16 protein-coding genes are annotated in these 15,786 nt (G+C 33.6%); 11 read left to right on the top strand and 5 right to left on the bottom strand.

The window, feature by feature from the left end:
* The first annotated feature begins 38 nt into the window (after positions 1-38).
* The 5 genes from leuS to C8C83_RS11335 all read left to right on the top strand — a co-directional run bounded on the left by leuS (position 39) and on the right by C8C83_RS11335 (position 6,115).
* Positions 39-2,906 (top strand): leucine--tRNA ligase, encoded by a 2,868-nt coding sequence (gene leuS, locus C8C83_RS11315; RefSeq protein ID WP_121328679.1) that lies wholly within the window; start codon positions 39-41, stop codon positions 2,904-2,906.
* Between the two features lie 386 nt (positions 2,907-3,292).
* Positions 3,293-4,141, top strand: a complete 849-nt coding sequence (locus C8C83_RS11320) for an alpha/beta hydrolase (protein ID WP_121328680.1) — start codon at positions 3,293-3,295, stop codon at positions 4,139-4,141.
* Between the two features lie 2 nt (positions 4,142-4,143).
* Positions 4,144-4,614 carry an RNA polymerase sigma factor gene (locus C8C83_RS11325; protein WP_121330024.1) on the top strand — a complete coding sequence of 157 codons (471 nt, stop codon included), beginning with the start codon at positions 4,144-4,146 and terminating at the stop codon, positions 4,612-4,614.
* Positions 4,604-5,191, top strand: coding sequence for a hypothetical protein (locus C8C83_RS11330; protein ID WP_121328681.1), 588 nt, complete (start codon positions 4,604-4,606; stop codon positions 5,189-5,191). Before C8C83_RS11325 ends, C8C83_RS11330 begins: the two co-directional genes overlap by 11 nt.
* Before the next feature lie 231 nt (positions 5,192-5,422).
* Positions 5,423-6,115, top strand: coding sequence for a zinc metallopeptidase (locus C8C83_RS11335; RefSeq protein ID WP_121328682.1), 693 nt, complete (start codon positions 5,423-5,425; stop codon positions 6,113-6,115).
* Positions 6,116-6,331: 216 nt separating this feature from the next.
* On the opposite strand, the gene C8C83_RS11340 is transcribed toward C8C83_RS11335, so the two are convergent.
* The 3 genes from C8C83_RS11340 to C8C83_RS11350 form a co-directional block, all read right to left on the bottom strand.
* Positions 6,332-6,802: an Lrp/AsnC ligand binding domain-containing protein gene (locus C8C83_RS11340; RefSeq protein WP_007811264.1), complete on the bottom strand. Its 471-nt coding sequence runs from the start codon at positions 6,800-6,802 to the stop codon at positions 6,332-6,334.
* Positions 6,803-7,073: 271 nt separating this feature from the next.
* Positions 7,074-7,823, bottom strand: a complete 750-nt coding sequence (locus tag C8C83_RS11345; protein WP_121328683.1) for a uroporphyrinogen-III synthase — start codon at positions 7,821-7,823, stop codon at positions 7,074-7,076.
* Between the two features lie 14 nt (positions 7,824-7,837).
* Entirely contained in the window at positions 7,838-8,530 is a 693-nt protein-coding gene (locus C8C83_RS11350; RefSeq protein WP_121328684.1) for a DUF4271 domain-containing protein, read from the bottom strand.
* Positions 8,531-8,637: 107 nt separating this feature from the next.
* On the opposite strand from C8C83_RS11350, the gene C8C83_RS11355 reads away from it, so the two are divergent.
* The 3 genes from C8C83_RS11355 to C8C83_RS11365 are packed head-to-tail and all read left to right on the top strand — an operon-like array spanning position 8,638 to position 11,212.
* The gene (locus C8C83_RS11355) at positions 8,638-9,363 is read left to right on the top strand and encodes a polyprenol monophosphomannose synthase (RefSeq protein ID WP_121328685.1); all 726 of its coding nucleotides are present in this window, start codon (positions 8,638-8,640) and stop codon (positions 9,361-9,363) included.
* A 10-nt stretch (positions 9,364-9,373) separates the two neighbouring features.
* Positions 9,374-10,714 (top strand): dihydroorotase, encoded by a 1,341-nt coding sequence (locus C8C83_RS11360; protein WP_121328686.1) that lies wholly within the window; start codon positions 9,374-9,376, stop codon positions 10,712-10,714.
* Between the two features lie 9 nt (positions 10,715-10,723).
* Positions 10,724-11,212 (top strand): DUF4296 domain-containing protein, encoded by a 489-nt coding sequence (locus C8C83_RS11365; RefSeq protein WP_121328687.1) that lies wholly within the window; start codon positions 10,724-10,726, stop codon positions 11,210-11,212.
* A gap of 1 nt (position 11,213) precedes the next feature.
* On the opposite strand, the gene C8C83_RS11370 is transcribed toward C8C83_RS11365, so the two are convergent.
* Positions 11,214-12,218, bottom strand: coding sequence for an NAD-dependent epimerase/dehydratase family protein (locus tag C8C83_RS11370; RefSeq protein ID WP_132011752.1), 1,005 nt, complete (start codon positions 12,216-12,218; stop codon positions 11,214-11,216).
* Positions 12,219-12,394: 176 nt separating this feature from the next.
* On the opposite strand from C8C83_RS11370, the gene tyrS reads away from it, so the two are divergent.
* The 3 genes from tyrS to C8C83_RS11385 all read left to right on the top strand — a co-directional run bounded on the left by tyrS (position 12,395) and on the right by C8C83_RS11385 (position 14,728).
* Entirely contained in the window at positions 12,395-13,690 is a 1,296-nt protein-coding gene (gene tyrS / locus C8C83_RS11375) for a tyrosine--tRNA ligase (RefSeq protein ID WP_121328688.1), read from the top strand.
* Positions 13,691-13,855: 165 nt separating this feature from the next.
* Entirely contained in the window at positions 13,856-14,200 is a 345-nt protein-coding gene (locus C8C83_RS11380) for a hypothetical protein (protein WP_121328689.1), read from the top strand.
* Between the two features lie 183 nt (positions 14,201-14,383).
* The gene (locus tag C8C83_RS11385; protein WP_121328690.1) at positions 14,384-14,728 is read left to right on the top strand and encodes a hypothetical protein; all 345 of its coding nucleotides are present in this window, start codon (positions 14,384-14,386) and stop codon (positions 14,726-14,728) included.
* 76 nt (positions 14,729-14,804) lie between these two features.
* On the opposite strand, the gene C8C83_RS11390 is transcribed toward C8C83_RS11385, so the two are convergent.
* On the bottom strand, positions 14,805-15,785 hold the full coding sequence (locus tag C8C83_RS11390) for an acyl transferase (protein WP_132011753.1): 981 nt from the start codon (positions 15,783-15,785) through the stop codon (positions 14,805-14,807).
* Between the last annotated feature and the right edge of the window lies 1 nt (position 15,786).

The following is a 15,786-nucleotide window of genomic DNA, read 5'->3' on the forward strand; positions in this document are numbered from 1 at the left end:
TTTGAACCTTTGTCACTCTGAACCTTTGAACCTTAGAAATGAAATACAATCCAAACGAAATCGAAGAAAAATGGCAAAAATATTGGGCTGAAAACCAAACTTTTGCTGCAAGTAATAATTCTGAAAAACCGAAGCATTATGTGTTAGATATGTTTCCTTATCCGTCAGGTGCGGGACTTCACGTTGGGCATCCGCTGGGTTATATTGCTTCAGATGTATATTCTCGTTTCAAAAGACATCAGGGATTCAATGTTTTGCACCCAATGGGTTATGACAGTTTTGGATTGCCTGCTGAACAATATGCGATACAAACGGGGCAACGTCCTGAAGATACAACACGCGTAAATATTGACGGTGGAGTTGATAAAGAAGGAAAACAAATTGCAGGATATAGAAAACAATTGGATAAAATTGGTTTTTCATTTGATTGGAGCCGTGAAGTACGAACTTCAAATCCTGATTATTATAAACATACACAATGGATTTTTATCCAATTGTTTAATTCGTGGTATTGCAAAAAACAAGGAAAAGCTTTTGAGATTTCAGAGCTTGTAAAAGTTTTTGAAGGAGAAGGAAACGAGTTAGTTGAAGCAGTTTGCGACGATAATGTTGCAATTTTTACTGCGGAAGAATGGAATTCATATTCTGAAGATCAGAAAGAAAAAATCCTTTTGCAATACAGAATGACCTATTTGGCAGAAACAGAAGTGAACTGGTGTCCTGGTTTAGGAACTGTTTTGGCAAATGACGAAATCGTAAACGGAGTTTCTGAGCGTGGTGGATATCCTGTTATTCGTAAAAAAATGACACAATGGAGTATGCGAATTTCTGCTTATGCCGAACGTTTACTTCAAGGTTTAAATGATATTGACTGGAGCGAATCTATTAAAGAATCGCAAAGAAACTGGATTGGGAAATCTGTTGGAGCTTTGGTGAAATTTAATGTGAAAGATCACAATGAAGTTATCGAAGTTTTCACAACTCGTCCTGATACTATTTTTGGCGTAACTTTTATGACTTTGGCGCCGGAGCATCCTTTGGTTTCTAAAATAGTTACTGAAGCGCAAAGAGGAGAAATCGAAGCTTATATCGAAAAAACAGCAAAACGTTCAGAGCGTGAACGTATGGCTGATGTGAAAACAATTTCGGGAGTATTTACCGGAGCTTATGCAGAACATCCTTTTACAAAAGAAGCAATTCCGGTTTGGATTGGAGATTACGTTTTGGCGGGTTACGGAACTGGTGCTGTAATGGCGGTTCCTTGCGGAGACGAGAGAGATTATGCTTTTGCTAATTTCTTTAAAGGTCAAAAAGGAATGCAGGAAATCAAGAATATCTTCGCAAATGTTGATATTTCTGAAGCTGCTTATGGATCAAAAGACAATGTCGAAATCGCTAATTCTGATTTCTTAAACGGATTAAATTATAAAGAAGCAACTCAGGCTGCAATTACAGCTTTAGAGAAAATTGGACAAGGAACAGGAAAAACAAATTACCGTTTGCGTGATGCCGTTTTTTCTCGTCAGCGTTATTGGGGTGAGCCTTTCCCGGTTTATTATGTAAATGGTTTGCCAAAGATGATCGACGCACAACATTTGCCAATTATCTTGCCTGAAGTAGAGAAATATTTACCAACCGAAGATGGTTTGCCTCCGTTAGGAAATGCAACTGTTTGGGCTTGGGATACAAAAAACAATAAAGTTGTCAATACAGATTTAGTAGATCATGCAACGATTTTTCCTCTTGAATTGAACACAATGCCAGGTTGGGCGGGAAGTTCATGGTATTGGATGCGTTATATGGATGCACATAACGAAAATGAATTTGCAAGCAAGGAAGCTTTGGCTTATTGGGAAAGCGTAGATTTATATATTGGAGGAAGCGAGCACGCAACCGGACACTTATTGTATTCTCGTTTTTGGAATAAATTCTTAAAAGACAAAGGTTTTGCTCCAACCGAAGAACCGTTCAAAAAACTGATTAATCAGGGAATGATTTTAGGAACGACAGCTTATGTTTACAGATTGGAAGGAACGAACACTTTTGTTTCTAAAAATAAAATTGAAGGTCAAAATGTACAGCCAATTCGAGTTGATGTTCATTTTGTAAATTCATCAGATGAATTAAATATTGAAAAGTTCAAAGCCTGGAGAGAAGATTTTAATACAGCTGAATTTGTTTTAGATGAAAACGGAAAATACATTGTAGGTCGTGAAGTCGAAAAAATGTCGAAATCATACTATAATGTAGTAACTCCGGATGATATTTGTAATGAATACGGAGCTGATACATTACGTTTGTACGAAATGTTCTTAGGTCCGTTAGAGCAAGCTAAACCTTGGAATACTGCTGGAATTTCTGGAGTATTTGGTTTCTTGAAAAAATTATGGAGATTGTATTTTGACGAAAATAACGGTTTAATCGTAAACAACGACGAACCAACAAAAGACAACTTAAAATCATTACACAAAACAATCAAAAAAGTAGCAGAAGATATTGAGAGTTTTTCTTTCAATACCTCAGTTTCTCAATTTATGATTTGTGTGAATGAATTGTCAACTCAAAATTGTCATTCAAGAGCAATCTTAGAACCTTTAGCAATTTTGGTTTCGCCTTATGCGCCACATATTGCTGAGGAATTATGGTCACAATTAGGAAACACAACTTCAATTTCTGAAGTTCCTTTCCCAGTTTTTGAAGCGAAACATTTGGTTGAAACCAATAAAGAATATCCAGTTTCTTTCAACGGAAAAATGCGTTTCACAATCGAATTGCCTTTGGATTTAACCAAAGAACAAATCGAAGAAATCATCATGAAAGACGAAAGAACACAAAAACAATTAGATGGTAAAACACCAAATAAAGTGATTATTGTTCCTGGAAAAATCATCAATTTGGTTGGTTAACCAAAAATAAATACCAATATTTAAAATTCCAAATTCCAATTTTACGATTGGGATTTGGATTTTTTTTATAATTACCTCATTTTATGTCTTTGCGAGGAACGAAGCAATCTCACTTGCTGCATCAAGTTTTGTGTCTTATTGTAGTGTGGTTGCTTCGTTCCTCGCAATGACAAGATTGCGGAAAAAACTTTGCGACTTGGCACCTTTGCGAGCAAAAAAACTCGCGTCCTTTGCGTAAATCTTCGCGCACTTTGCGGTTAAAAAACCCTCATAAACATTGGGACTTTGAATTTTTCTATTAATTTTTTCATTTTAGTTGTAACATTTTAAATGCTCTCGTATCCAAAAGGCGAATTAAATCATTTAACAACTTAAAACTATCAAAAATGAAAAAGTATATCATCTTAGTTATCGCCTTATTATTTTCAGCATTATGTTTAAATGTATTTGCACAAACAAAACAATATCCGTTTGAGGTTGTTAAAACCGGAAAAGGGAAAAAAGCTATAGTATTCATTCCGGGATTTGCTTCTTCAGGAGATGTGTGGAAAGAAACAAAAGTTAACTTCGAGAAAGATTATGCTTGTTATACACTTACAATGGCAGGTTTTGCCGGAGTAAAACCGCAAGGAAATGCAACATTCAAAAATTGGGAGAACGAGATTGCCAATTATATAAAAGATAATAAAATTGAAAAACCAATCGTAATTGGTCACAGTATGGGCGGCGGATTAGCATTGGCGATTGCAGCAGATTATCCTGATTTGATAAGTGAAATTATTGTGGTAGATGCTTTGCCTTGTTTGGGCGCATTGATGGATCCTTCTTTTAAGTCAAAAGAAAATAATGATTGTTCGCCAATGGTAACTCAGATGACGGCAATGAATGATGCTCAGTTTTATGATATGCAGAAAAAGATGGCGCCAAGACTTTTGGCAGATACCACAAAACTTGAAATGCTTGTTGATTGGAGTGTAAAATCAGACAGAAAAACATTTGCCGAAATGTATTGCGATTTCTCTAATACGGATTTAAGAGATAAAATTGCAACTATAAAATGTCCGTCATTAATTTTATTAGAATCTTATTTTATAAATTTAAAACCTGCAATTGAAACGCAATATAAAAATCTAAAAACCGCAAAATTTGAGTATGCAAATAAAGGATTACACTTTATTATGTACGACGATACAGAATGGTATTTAGAGCAATTAAACAATTTTATAAAATCTTAAGAATGGTATTTGAAGAGATCTATAAAACATATTGGGATAGAATATTCAGGCTTTGTATGGGTTTTGTGAACGATTATGATGTTGCACAGGATTTGGCTCAGGAAACCTTTGTTATTGTTTGGCAAAAGCTGGACACTTTTAGAAATGAATCGAGTATTGGAACCTGGATTTTTAGAATTGCGTCTAATAATTGTTTGCGACAGATCGAAAAAGAAAAGCGTTTTCCTAAATCAGATTTGCCAATCAATCTGACCGAAGAAAAACAACAATCAATAGAACCGCAAATTCAGTTTTTGTATAAATGTATTGCTGAATTGCCGGAAACGGAACGTATTATTATTTCGCTTGAACTTGAGGATATCAAACAAGCTGAAATCGCAAAAATCGTGGGACTTTCGGAAGCGAATACCCGAGTGAAGATTCACAGAATAAAAGAAAAATTGACTCAAAAATTTAAAGAAAATGGACAATAATATAGATTTTAAAGATTTATGGAAAAAGCAAGCCATAAATCAGTCCGATATGCAAGACGTGCTTGGGCGTTTAAAGAAATTTAAAAATGCAAGTCTTCGAAGTTTCTGGATTTTGAATATTTTACTTTTTGTAACCAGCGCTTTTAATCTTTTTGTCTGGTATTACTATCAGCCGAAATTTGTTTCTTCTAAAATTGGAATTACCTTAATGGTACTCACAATGATGATTTATTTATTTGTGCATAATAAACTATTGAGTAATTATAAGAACATCGAAACCACACAAACCAATCAAGAATATTTGCAAAAACTCATTTTAATAAAAAAGAAGCAGCAGTTTTTACAAACTAAAATGATCAGTTTTTACTTTATCGCACTTACGACAGCAATTTGTTTGTATATGTATGAATATGCGGTTAGAATGTCGCTTTTGGGTATGAGCCTGACTTATGGTATAACTTTGTCGTGGATTGCATTTAATTGGTTTTATCTGCGTCCAAAAAAAATAAAAAAACAGCAATCCAAATTAGACAGTCTGATTGAAAAGTTTGAAGATATCAATAATCAACTCTTATAAATTCCAATATTTAAACTTATATAAAAATTCCAAATTCCAATTACTGTAGGGATTTGGAATTTTTTCATTTATAGTTTTAGTGAAATTCTTAATTAATATCTAAAATTGGATGTCATTTTGGCATTTTAGAGAAATGGTTCGTAAATTGCTATTTCTCTAAAAGATGTTAAAGGCTTGTTTTTAAACACCTTTTAGACTATTTAAGTAAATAACAATTAAAAATATAAAGATATGGGAATGGGATATTTAATTATTGCTGGAGCTATAATGTTGTTTAGTTGGCTGGTAAGTTCACAGCTAAAAAGCAAATTCGAATTGTATTCTAAATTGCAATTAAGAAACGGAATGAGCGGTGCAGAAATTGCCGAAAAAATGTTAGCGGACAATGGTATTACTGATGTTCGCGTTATCTCGACTCCGGGACAATTGACGGATCATTATAATCCAAGTGATAAAACGGTGAATTTGAGCGAAGCAGTTTATAATCATCGTAATGCGGCGGCAGCAGCTGTTGCGGCTCATGAATGTGGTCACGCTGTGCAGCATTCTGTAGGTTATGAATGGCTGACGATGCGTTCGAAATTGGTTCCAATTGTAAGTGTTGCATCAAATTTTATGCAATGGATCTTGTTAGCAGGAATTCTAATGATTCAGGTATTTCCTCAATTATTGTTAATAGGAATCGTGCTTTTTGCAGTAACAACTTTGTTTTCGATTGTAACTTTGCCTGTAGAATACGATGCAAGTAATCGTGCTTTGGCTTGGTTGGAAAATAAACACATGTTAACACAAGAAGAACAAGCGGGGGCAAAAGACGCTCTTAAATGGGCTGCAAGAACTTATCTTGTTGCGGCTATCGGATCAATTGCAACGTTGTTGTACTATATTTCGATTTACGCAGGAAGTAATAATAGAAGAGATTAATTCTTTTAATGTGTTAATTAGATAATTAGTCAATTAGATAATTTATAGCAAACCCGACAGGTTTTTAAAATCTGTCGGGTTTTTGCTATTTATAGTAATTAGACAATTGTTTATATATGGATTTTTGAAAGTTATGTAATGAGAGACATTCTTACATTTAACAATTTACATATTTCAAGCAAATTATCTAATTATCAAATTGGCACATTATCTAATTTATAATTGAATTTGTCTGTCAATCTGTTGATCTAACGAAATAAACGTCTCCGTTCTGGAAACACCTTCTATTGCTTGAATTTTAGTGTTTAAAAGCTGCATTAAATGTTCGTTGTCACGACAAATGATTTTTATCAAAACTGACCAGTTTCCTGTAGTATAATGACATTCCAGAACTTCGGGGATTTTCTTTAAATCTTTTACAGCTTCAGAGTTTCGGGAAGCTTTGTCAAGGTAAACGCCAATAAACGCCATTGTGTTATAACCAAGAACTTTTGGGTTTACTGTAAATTTTGATCCTGAAATTACGCCGGATTGTTCCAGTTTTTTTAAACGCTGATGAATTGCAGCTCCGGAAATGCCTATTTTGTTGGCGATTTGTAAAATAGGTTTTCGGGCATCGTCCATTAAGTAACGAAGAATTTCTTTGTCGATACCGTCGATTTCAATTAAAAGGGAGTTGATTTTCATAAGAGTTGTAATTTGAAACTAATTTTAGTGATTTGGTTTTAGTTAGAAACCAAATATACTCAAAATGCTGTGAAAAAGAAAATTACAATTCTTGAAATTCCAAATTCCAGCTGTTAAGCAAGAATTGGAGTTTTGTGATCTTTTATTTTGTAGCCCGCGGTTTCAACCGTGGGTATGTGTGTTGTGTAGGATTTCATTTAAAAAGAAAAATTCCAAATCCCAACCGATTAAAGTTGAAATTTGGAATTTCTAAATTGTTATTTCTTAAGGCTTATTTTCCTTTGTTTGCTTCGGCGATGTATTTTTCTAAAGCCATTGTCATAGAAGGCGTTTCAGGAGTTGGAGCAAGAATATCAATTCTTAAACCATAATCCAAAGCTTCTTTTTGAGTTGTGCTTCCAAAAACAGCAATTCTGGTTTCATTTTGTTTAAAATCAGGGAAGTTTTTAAACAATGATTTTATTCCAGTTGGGCTAAAAAATGCTAAAACATCATAATAAACATCTGCAAGATCAGATAAGTCGCTCATTACAGTTTTGTAAAATACGGCTTGTGTCCAATCTACCTTTAAGTTGTTTAAGGTAACAGGCGCATCTGCATTTAATTGATCAGATGCCGGAAGTAAGAATTTTTCGTCTTTGTACTTTTTTATCAATGGAGATAAATCAGCAAAGTCTTTTGCTCCCACATAAATTTTACGCTTTCTGTACACTACATACTTTTGCAAGTAAAATGCAACTGCTTCTGATTGGCAGAAATACTTCAATCCTTCAGGGACTTTATAACGCATTTCATCAGCTACTCTAAAAAAATGATCCACCGCATTACGGCTCGTCAAAATTATCGCAGTATAATGATTAAGATCGATTTTTTGCAACCTAATCTCTTTTGCATTAACCCCTTCCACATGAATAAATGGTCTGAAATCAATTTTTATTTTGTGTTTTTGTTGGAGCTCAAAGTAAGGAGAATTCTCCACTTTAGGTTCAGGCTGTGACACCAAAATTGTTTTCACTTTCATATTATAAACATTTTCTAAGCACTCCCTTTTGTAATCCAATAATAAAGAAAATAATAAGGGGCTATTTCAAGAGCGCAAAGATATAAAATAAAATAAAATAACTTACCGATTATTGCGTTTTGATACGTTTTTATTGAAATAAAATACGAGTAGAGACTAATACACAGCGAAATACCTATGATAACGAGGGGTATAGTTTTTGGAATATTGTCATAATAGAACAAAACAGCATTAATAGGAAGGATTAAAATGCCAATATATGTTCGATATGTTACTTTTTGTAAGTTAAAAAGCTCCATAAATTCGTCGATGTTGAATGAAGCTGCAACAATTTTCTCGATTAAATACTTTGCAAGAATGAAATAAAGTAAAAAAGTGGCGATCTGAACAAATAGAATCCAATCTGTTTTTAATACACCGTAAGTTCCGGTTTTGGCATCTTGTGAAAAGATATGCATTGTAAGCTGAATGAAAAATGCATACGAAATGATTTGTACAAAAAACAAACCAACTGTAAAACTGCTTTTCAAATGATTATTGTCACGATAAATTTTTGCGTATTTATCTGAGAAAATAAGCTTACTGAATTCGCTAAATCTAGTTTCATAAGCTGATTTAGTCATAGCAACAATGGCAAAAGTCAACACAAATAAAAATGTTGCCCAGTCTTTGTTCTCTAGTATTCGGGGGTGAAGGTGTTCAATCATAACGATCACAAAATTAGTAATTTTTTGTATCAATACTTTTATTATATATTTATTATGAATCAAATGCCATAAAAAGTTTACTTTTGCGGTGAAATTACCCAAGAAAAATGAATGATTGTATTGTCATAATTCCCACTTATAACGAAATTGAAAACATTGAAAGTATAGTTAGAGCTGTACTATCGCAACATAAGTCTTTTCATCTTTTGATAATCGATGATAATTCGCCTGATCACACTGCTAATAAGGTGATTGCATTACAGGAGGAATTTCCTGAAAGATTATTTTTAGAGCAAAGAGCCAAAAAAGCTGGTTTAGGAACCGCTTATGTTCATGGATTTAAATGGGCATTAGAACGCAAATATGAATTTATTTTCGAGATGGATGCTGATTTTTCACACAACCCCAATGATCTTGAAAAATTGTTTGACGCCTGTCATTTTGGAGGCGCAGATTTAGCTATTGGATCTCGTTATGTTACCGGTGTAAATGTTGTAAACTGGCCGTTAAGCCGAGTTTTAATGTCTTATTTTGCATCAGTTTATGTGAAATTTATAACCGGAATGAAAATTCATGATGCCACAGCCGGTTTTGTTTGTTATAAAAGAGAAGTATTAGAAAAGATTAATCTCAACAAAATTAAGTTTGTTGGATATGCCTTCCAAATCGAAATGAAGTACAGGACTTATTGCGGAGGTTTTGAAATTAAAGAGGTTCCAATTATCTTTACAGATAGAACAAAAGGAGTTTCAAAAATGAGCAATGCCATTATTAAGGAAGCAATTCTCGGTGTGATTTCACTTAGATTAAAAAAATTAGTCAATACATTATAATACCACGATAATGAACAGGATTTTAATAAAGAATGCCAAAATTGTAAACGAAGGATCTATTTTTGAAGGTGATGTTTTGATTGAAAACGACTTAATCGTTGAAATTTCAGATAGCATTAGCTTAAAAACATCCGATTGTATTGTTATTGATGCCGAAGGAAATTATTTAATGCCTGGCGCAATTGATGATCAGGTACATTTTAGAGAACCGGGATTAACGCACAAAGGCGATATTGAATCAGAATCTCGTGCAGCTGTTGCCGGAGGAATTACTTCTTTTATCGAGCAGCCAAACACGGTTCCAAATGCGGTTACTCAGGAAATTCTTGAAGATAAATATCAAATTGCAGCGGTAAAATCATTTGCGAATTATTCGTTTATGATGGGCGCAACAAATGATAATCTTGAAGAAGTTTTAAAAACTAATCCTAAGAATGTTGCCGGAATAAAAATCTTTCTAGGTTCTTCGACAGGAAATATGTTGGTTGATAATGAAGCAACTTTAGAAAGAATATTTTCAAGCACGCCAATGTTAATTGCAGTTCATTGTGAAGATGAAACTACGATTCAAAATAATCTTGCAATCTATAAAGAGCAATATGGAGATGATGTTCCGGTAACGGCACACCATTTAATTCGTAGTGCCGAAGCTTGTTATATTTCGTCTTCAAAAGCAGTAGCTTTAGCTAAAAAAACCGGAGCTCGTTTGCATATTTTTCATCTTTCTACAGCGAAAGAGATGGAATTGTTTACGAATAAAATTCCATTAGAAGATAAAAAAATTACTGCTGAGGTTTGTGTTCACCATCTTTGGTTTACCGATGAAGATTATAAAACAAAAGGAAATTTCATTAAATGGAATCCTGCTGTAAAAACGGCTGATGACAGAGCTGAACTTTGGAAAGCCTTAAATGATGGTCGAATTGATGTAATTGCTACAGATCATGCGCCACATACTAAGGAAGAAAAAATGCAGTCCTATTTGAATGCTCCGTCTGGAGGTCCGCTTGTGCAACATGCTGTTGTGGCAATGTTTGAAGCGCACCATCAAGGAAAAATTACGGTAGAGAAAATAGTGGAGAAAATGTGCCACAATCCTGCTAAAATCTTTAAAATTGAAAAAAGAGGTTTTGTTAAGGAAGGTTATTTTGCTGATTTAGTGATTGTAAATCCAAGTTTGCCTTGGAGCGTGAAGCAAGAAAATATTCTGGCAAAATGCGGTTGGTCCCCATTTGAAAATTTTACCTTTAAATCAAGAATTACACATACTTTTGTAAATGGTGAATTGGTTTATAATAACTTTAAAGTAAAAGATATTCGTCCGGGAAAAAGATTATTATTTGATAGATAAAAAACTGAAATGAAAAAATGTATTCTGATAGTATTGGTTTTGTTCCTTTCTGTAAGTTGTAAAAAAGAGGTGGTAAAGCAACCTGCAAAACTTATTGATAGAGGAAAGATGATTGATATTATGTATGATTTGTCTCTTTTGGAAGCTATTAAATATCAAAATCCGATGTCTGTAGATTCAAATGAAACAAATCCGACTAAGTTTATTCTTCAAAAATATAAAGTAGATAGTTTGCAGTTTGCTCAAAACAATATGTATTACGCTGCAGATTATGAGAGCTACAAAGATATGTTTGATGAAATTAGCAAACGATTGGCAAAGAATCAAAGAGCAACAGATTCTCTGGTGAAAATTGATGAAAAGAAAGAGGCTAAAATAAAGAAAGAAGAGGCAAAAAAAGACGTAAAACAAACTCTTAAGCCTTCTGATGAAAAGTCTGCAAATAAAGTAAATACCGATTCTATCAGAAGAATGATAAATTTGAATAAGAAAAAATAATTTACAACTTCGAAACTTCTTGTATATATCGATGTATATCTGAAAAAACCGTTCCTTCTAGGGCGGTTTTTATTTTTTCATTAGAATATAAATTCTTGGAATAAGAAGCTTTTGCGGTTGCTTTGGTAATGCTTCTTTTCTGGAAAAATAGAGTCGAAAATATTCCGTCAGCAATCCAAAGGAAATTCATTAGGAATGGTTTTGCGTGAATCGTAGGTTTCTTAACTTTTAGAGTATCTGCAATTGTGTTTAAAATATCTCTGAAAACAATATTGTCAGCAATCAATGTAAAACGCTCGTTTCTAATGTCGCTTTTCATCAAGTCTCGGGCTATTTTTACAACATCATTTACTGCTATAAAGCCAGTGTTTCCTAAAGTATAAAAAGAAAGTCCGTTGGCTACTTTTGAATATAGTTCTGCACTTCCGTGGATGTCATTTTTGTCTTTAGGAATTGGTCCTAAAATTACGCCTGGATTTATAATTATAATATCTAATCCTTCCTGAACGGCGCGCCAAACTTCCATTTCAGCGCCATATTTAGAAATCGCATAATCGCTGTGAGGTTTCTCCGGATTCCAATCTGTTTCTTCGGTTATATAAGCTTCATGTGGCGCTAAATCTCCTAAAGCGGCGATCGAACTTACAAAGCAAAATTTCTTTATGCCTTTAGCCAAAGAAAAATTGACCATATTGGCTGTTCCTTCAATATTGGTTTTTCGAAGTGAATCTTCATTTTTTGGGTCAAATGAAATTAAAGCGGCACAATGATAAACATATTCGATATCAATAAAAGCAATTTCCAGAGAAGGAATGTCTAGAATATCGGCTTCAAGCCAATGGATTTTTTCGAATAGATCAGCTTTTTTGTACAATTCAAAAACTGATTTGGCCTTTTGGATCGTATTTGAATTTCGGTAAATAGCCCGAACGTTTTCTCCATTTTCAATTAAATGAAGCAATAAATGTGCGCCTACTAAACCTGTACCTCCAGTTACTAATACCATTTTGTAAATATACTATTTTGGTTCAAAGGTTCAAAGGTTTTTATAAAGGTTCAAAGGTTCAGAGTGGCAAAGGTTCAAAGTTTTTGTTTTTTGATAGTGCTTTTTGATCTTGATATTGTCATTGCTTTTTGATTTTGATATTGACATTGATTACATTTGCACAAATTATTTTAAAAATGAAGAATCTAGTTGAAGAATTAAAGTGGCGCGGGTTGTACCATGATAGCATGCCCGGAACGGAAGAACAATTGCTTAAAGAAGTGACTACGGCGTATATTGGTTTTGATCCAACGGCAGATTCTCTTCATATTGGTAGTATGGTTCAGATTATTTTATTGGTTCACTTAAACAGAACTGGCCATAAAGCGATTGCTTTGGTTGGTGGTGCTACCGGAATGATTGGTGATCCATCTGGAAAATCTGATGAGAGAAATTTGTTGAACGAAGAAACTTTGGCTAAAAACGTTGCCGGAATAAAAAGTGTTCTGTCACGTTTCTTAGACTTTAATTCAAACGAAGCAAATGCTCCGGTAATGGTAAATAACTATGACTGGATGAAAGAGTTTTCGTTTATTGATTTTGCTCGTGAAGTTGGAAAACGTATCACAGTGAATTATATGATGGCGAAAGACTCTGTAAAAAAGAGATTAAGTGGAGAAGGTGAAGGAATGTCTTTTACTGAATTTACATACCAATTAATTCAAGGATACGATTTCTATCATTTATATAAAAATAATAACTGCCTTTTGCAAATGGGAGGTTCTGACCAATGGGGAAATATTACCACAGGTACAGAACTAGTTCGCAGAATGGGAGGGGAAAATGCTAAAGCTTTTGCTCTAACAACACCTTTGATTACAAAAGCAGACGGATCTAAATTCGGGAAATCTGAAGGAGGAAATGTTTGGTTGGATGCTGATAAAACTTCAGTTTACAAATTTTACCAATTTTGGGTAAATTCAACTGATGTTGATGCTGAAAAGTATATCAAAATCTTTACTTTCTTAGATAAAGAGACCATTGATGGTTTAATCGAAGAGCACAAAGCAGCTCCACATTTAAGAGTTTTACAAAAGAAATTGGCAGAAGAAATTACCATTTTTGTTCATAGTAAAGAAGAATTGGAAAAAGCAATTCAGGCTTCAAATATTTTATTCGGAAACTCAACTTCAGAAGATTTGAAACAATTGGATGAAGCAACTTTTTTAGAAGTATTTGATGGTGTTCCTCAAGCTGAAGTTGCAAAAGCCGATTTAGAAAACGGAATTGATATTGTTGCTGTTTTAAACGAAAAAACAGGTTTCTTTAAATCAAATGGTGAAGCAAGACGTGCTTTGACTGCAAATTCAATTTCTGTAAACAGAGAAAAAATCAAAGAAGATTTTGTATTGACAGCAAATGATTTAATCAACAATCAGTTTGTATTATTACAAAGCGGAAAGAAAAATTATTTTGTGTTGAGGATTGTTTAATCGGTTAACTGTTTAATCGTTTATTCGAAATACAAGAAAAATTAATAAGTAAGATGTCCCAGTAGCTCGAAAGAGTTGTTGGGATTTTTTTGTGGAGAAATTATCTTGTTGGAAATCAAATAACCAATTTATTTTAGTAGGTTTATTACCTAAAAACTAAAAACTATGATTGGAATTTTATTTATTTATTGGATCTGGAAATCATTTACAAATTTAGCGCTCGAATACGATAAAAATAAATGGACATATTTCTTTATTGGATTAGGTTCTTATTACGGCGGTACTATTTTTGCCGGTTTTTTTGGAGGTCTTGCAATGGGACTTATAAAAGGGTTTGATGTTGCGGCTAATGAGGATTTTGAAAATCCGGGATGGAGTATACTTTTTGTCCTGATTGGAGGTTTAGCGTGCTATGGAGCCTATAAGTTTCTGGAAAATAAAGTACAGAAAGAAAGAGAATTAAATAAAATAGATGGAATAGATGATATTGGTGTAGTTGAAGAAAATTAATTTTTTGTCCTACTGTTTAATGAGTTAATTGTTTAATCGAAATTACGGTTAAACGATTCAATAAATTAACGATTAACCTTTGATAAAAATGTCCCAATAGCTCGAAAAGAGTTGTTGGGATTTTTTTTGTTTGTAAAGCGAAAGAAAATTTTTATTAAGTTTATCCTTTAAAAATTAAAAAATATGTTTGGATTTATATTTATCTACTGGATCTGGAAAGCGTTTAGCAATTTGGCACTTGGCTACAACAAAAACAAATGGACGTATTTCTTCATTGGACTGGGATCTTATTACGGAATTACTATAGCGTCGGCTTTTATTTATGTTATAATAATTGGTATTACAAATGGTTTTGATGCATTAGGTGATGATAAATATTACAGTTCCGTATTAGATATTGTTTTTGCGATTTTAGGAGGTTTGGGATGTTATGCTATTTATAAACATCTTGAAAGCAAAGGACAAAAAGAAAGAGAATTAATAGAGGAAGAAGGAATAGATAGTATTGGTTTGATAGATGAAAATTAGATTTTTGTTTAACTGTGTTTTGTCGGTTAATTGTTTAATCGAAATTACGGTTAAACAAATAAACAATTAAACTTTTTTATAAAACCATTAGGTTACAACCACGAATATCAGAATTATCAAAACGTCCCAATACCTCAAAAGAGTTGTTGGGATATTTTTTGCCTAAATCCTGCGTTGCGATAAAAGAGCATGAATTAATATTGGCCAGATCAATAACGTTGATTCCTCCCGTTTTTCCGTCTTTCACGTAAGTTAGAGCATCTTCGGGATCGCGAACTAAAATGTTCATCCATGACGGACATTCAAAAACACCTTCGCCTAAGGAATAAGCTTGTCCCAGAAGTTCGGTCATTCCGTATTCAGAATGTATTGCAGAAACGCCAAAACCTTTGCAAAGTTGTTCGTGCAGTTCTTCGCGAATCATTTCTTTACGCTTTCCTTTCATTCCGCCAGTTTCCATGATAATGGTATTCTGAAGGTTGAATTGATGTTTTTCGATCAAATCTAATAAAGCATAAGTAACGCCAATTAAAATCACGTTTTGCCCTGATTCGTCCAGAGAAGCCAGTTTTTTAATTAAGTCGTCGTGATTGTGTAAATAAAACCCGCTTTCAGGCTGATTCGATAGTTTTATAAGATCTTCGACCATATAAATAAGCGAAGATCCATCGCGTTCGAGATATGACGGCAAAAGAGCTAAAACTACATAATCTTCAATATTTCCGTAAAATTGAGAAAACCCACTGCGGTAACTTTCCTCATATAGGGAAACATCGGTCACTAAATGTCGGCTTGTAATCATTCCTGTGGTTCCGCTGCTGGTAAAAGTAACCTGAGCAGGATCGTTATTGGAAACAACATTATGACTTTTGAAAAATTGAATAGGTAAAAACGGAATTTGTTCCAATGATTTTACCTGTTGCGGATTGACTTTTAAGAAGTCACAAAAATCACGATATACCTGATTATTCTCGTGCTGAAAACGAAACACTTTTAATGCTATTTTTTCAAATTGTTTATGACTCGAAATGGTAAATATATCGTTGGCTGTGATCAAA

The sequence above is a fragment of the Flavobacterium sp. 90 genome (assembly GCF_004339525.1).
GTDB lineage: Bacteria > Bacteroidota > Bacteroidia > Flavobacteriales > Flavobacteriaceae > Flavobacterium.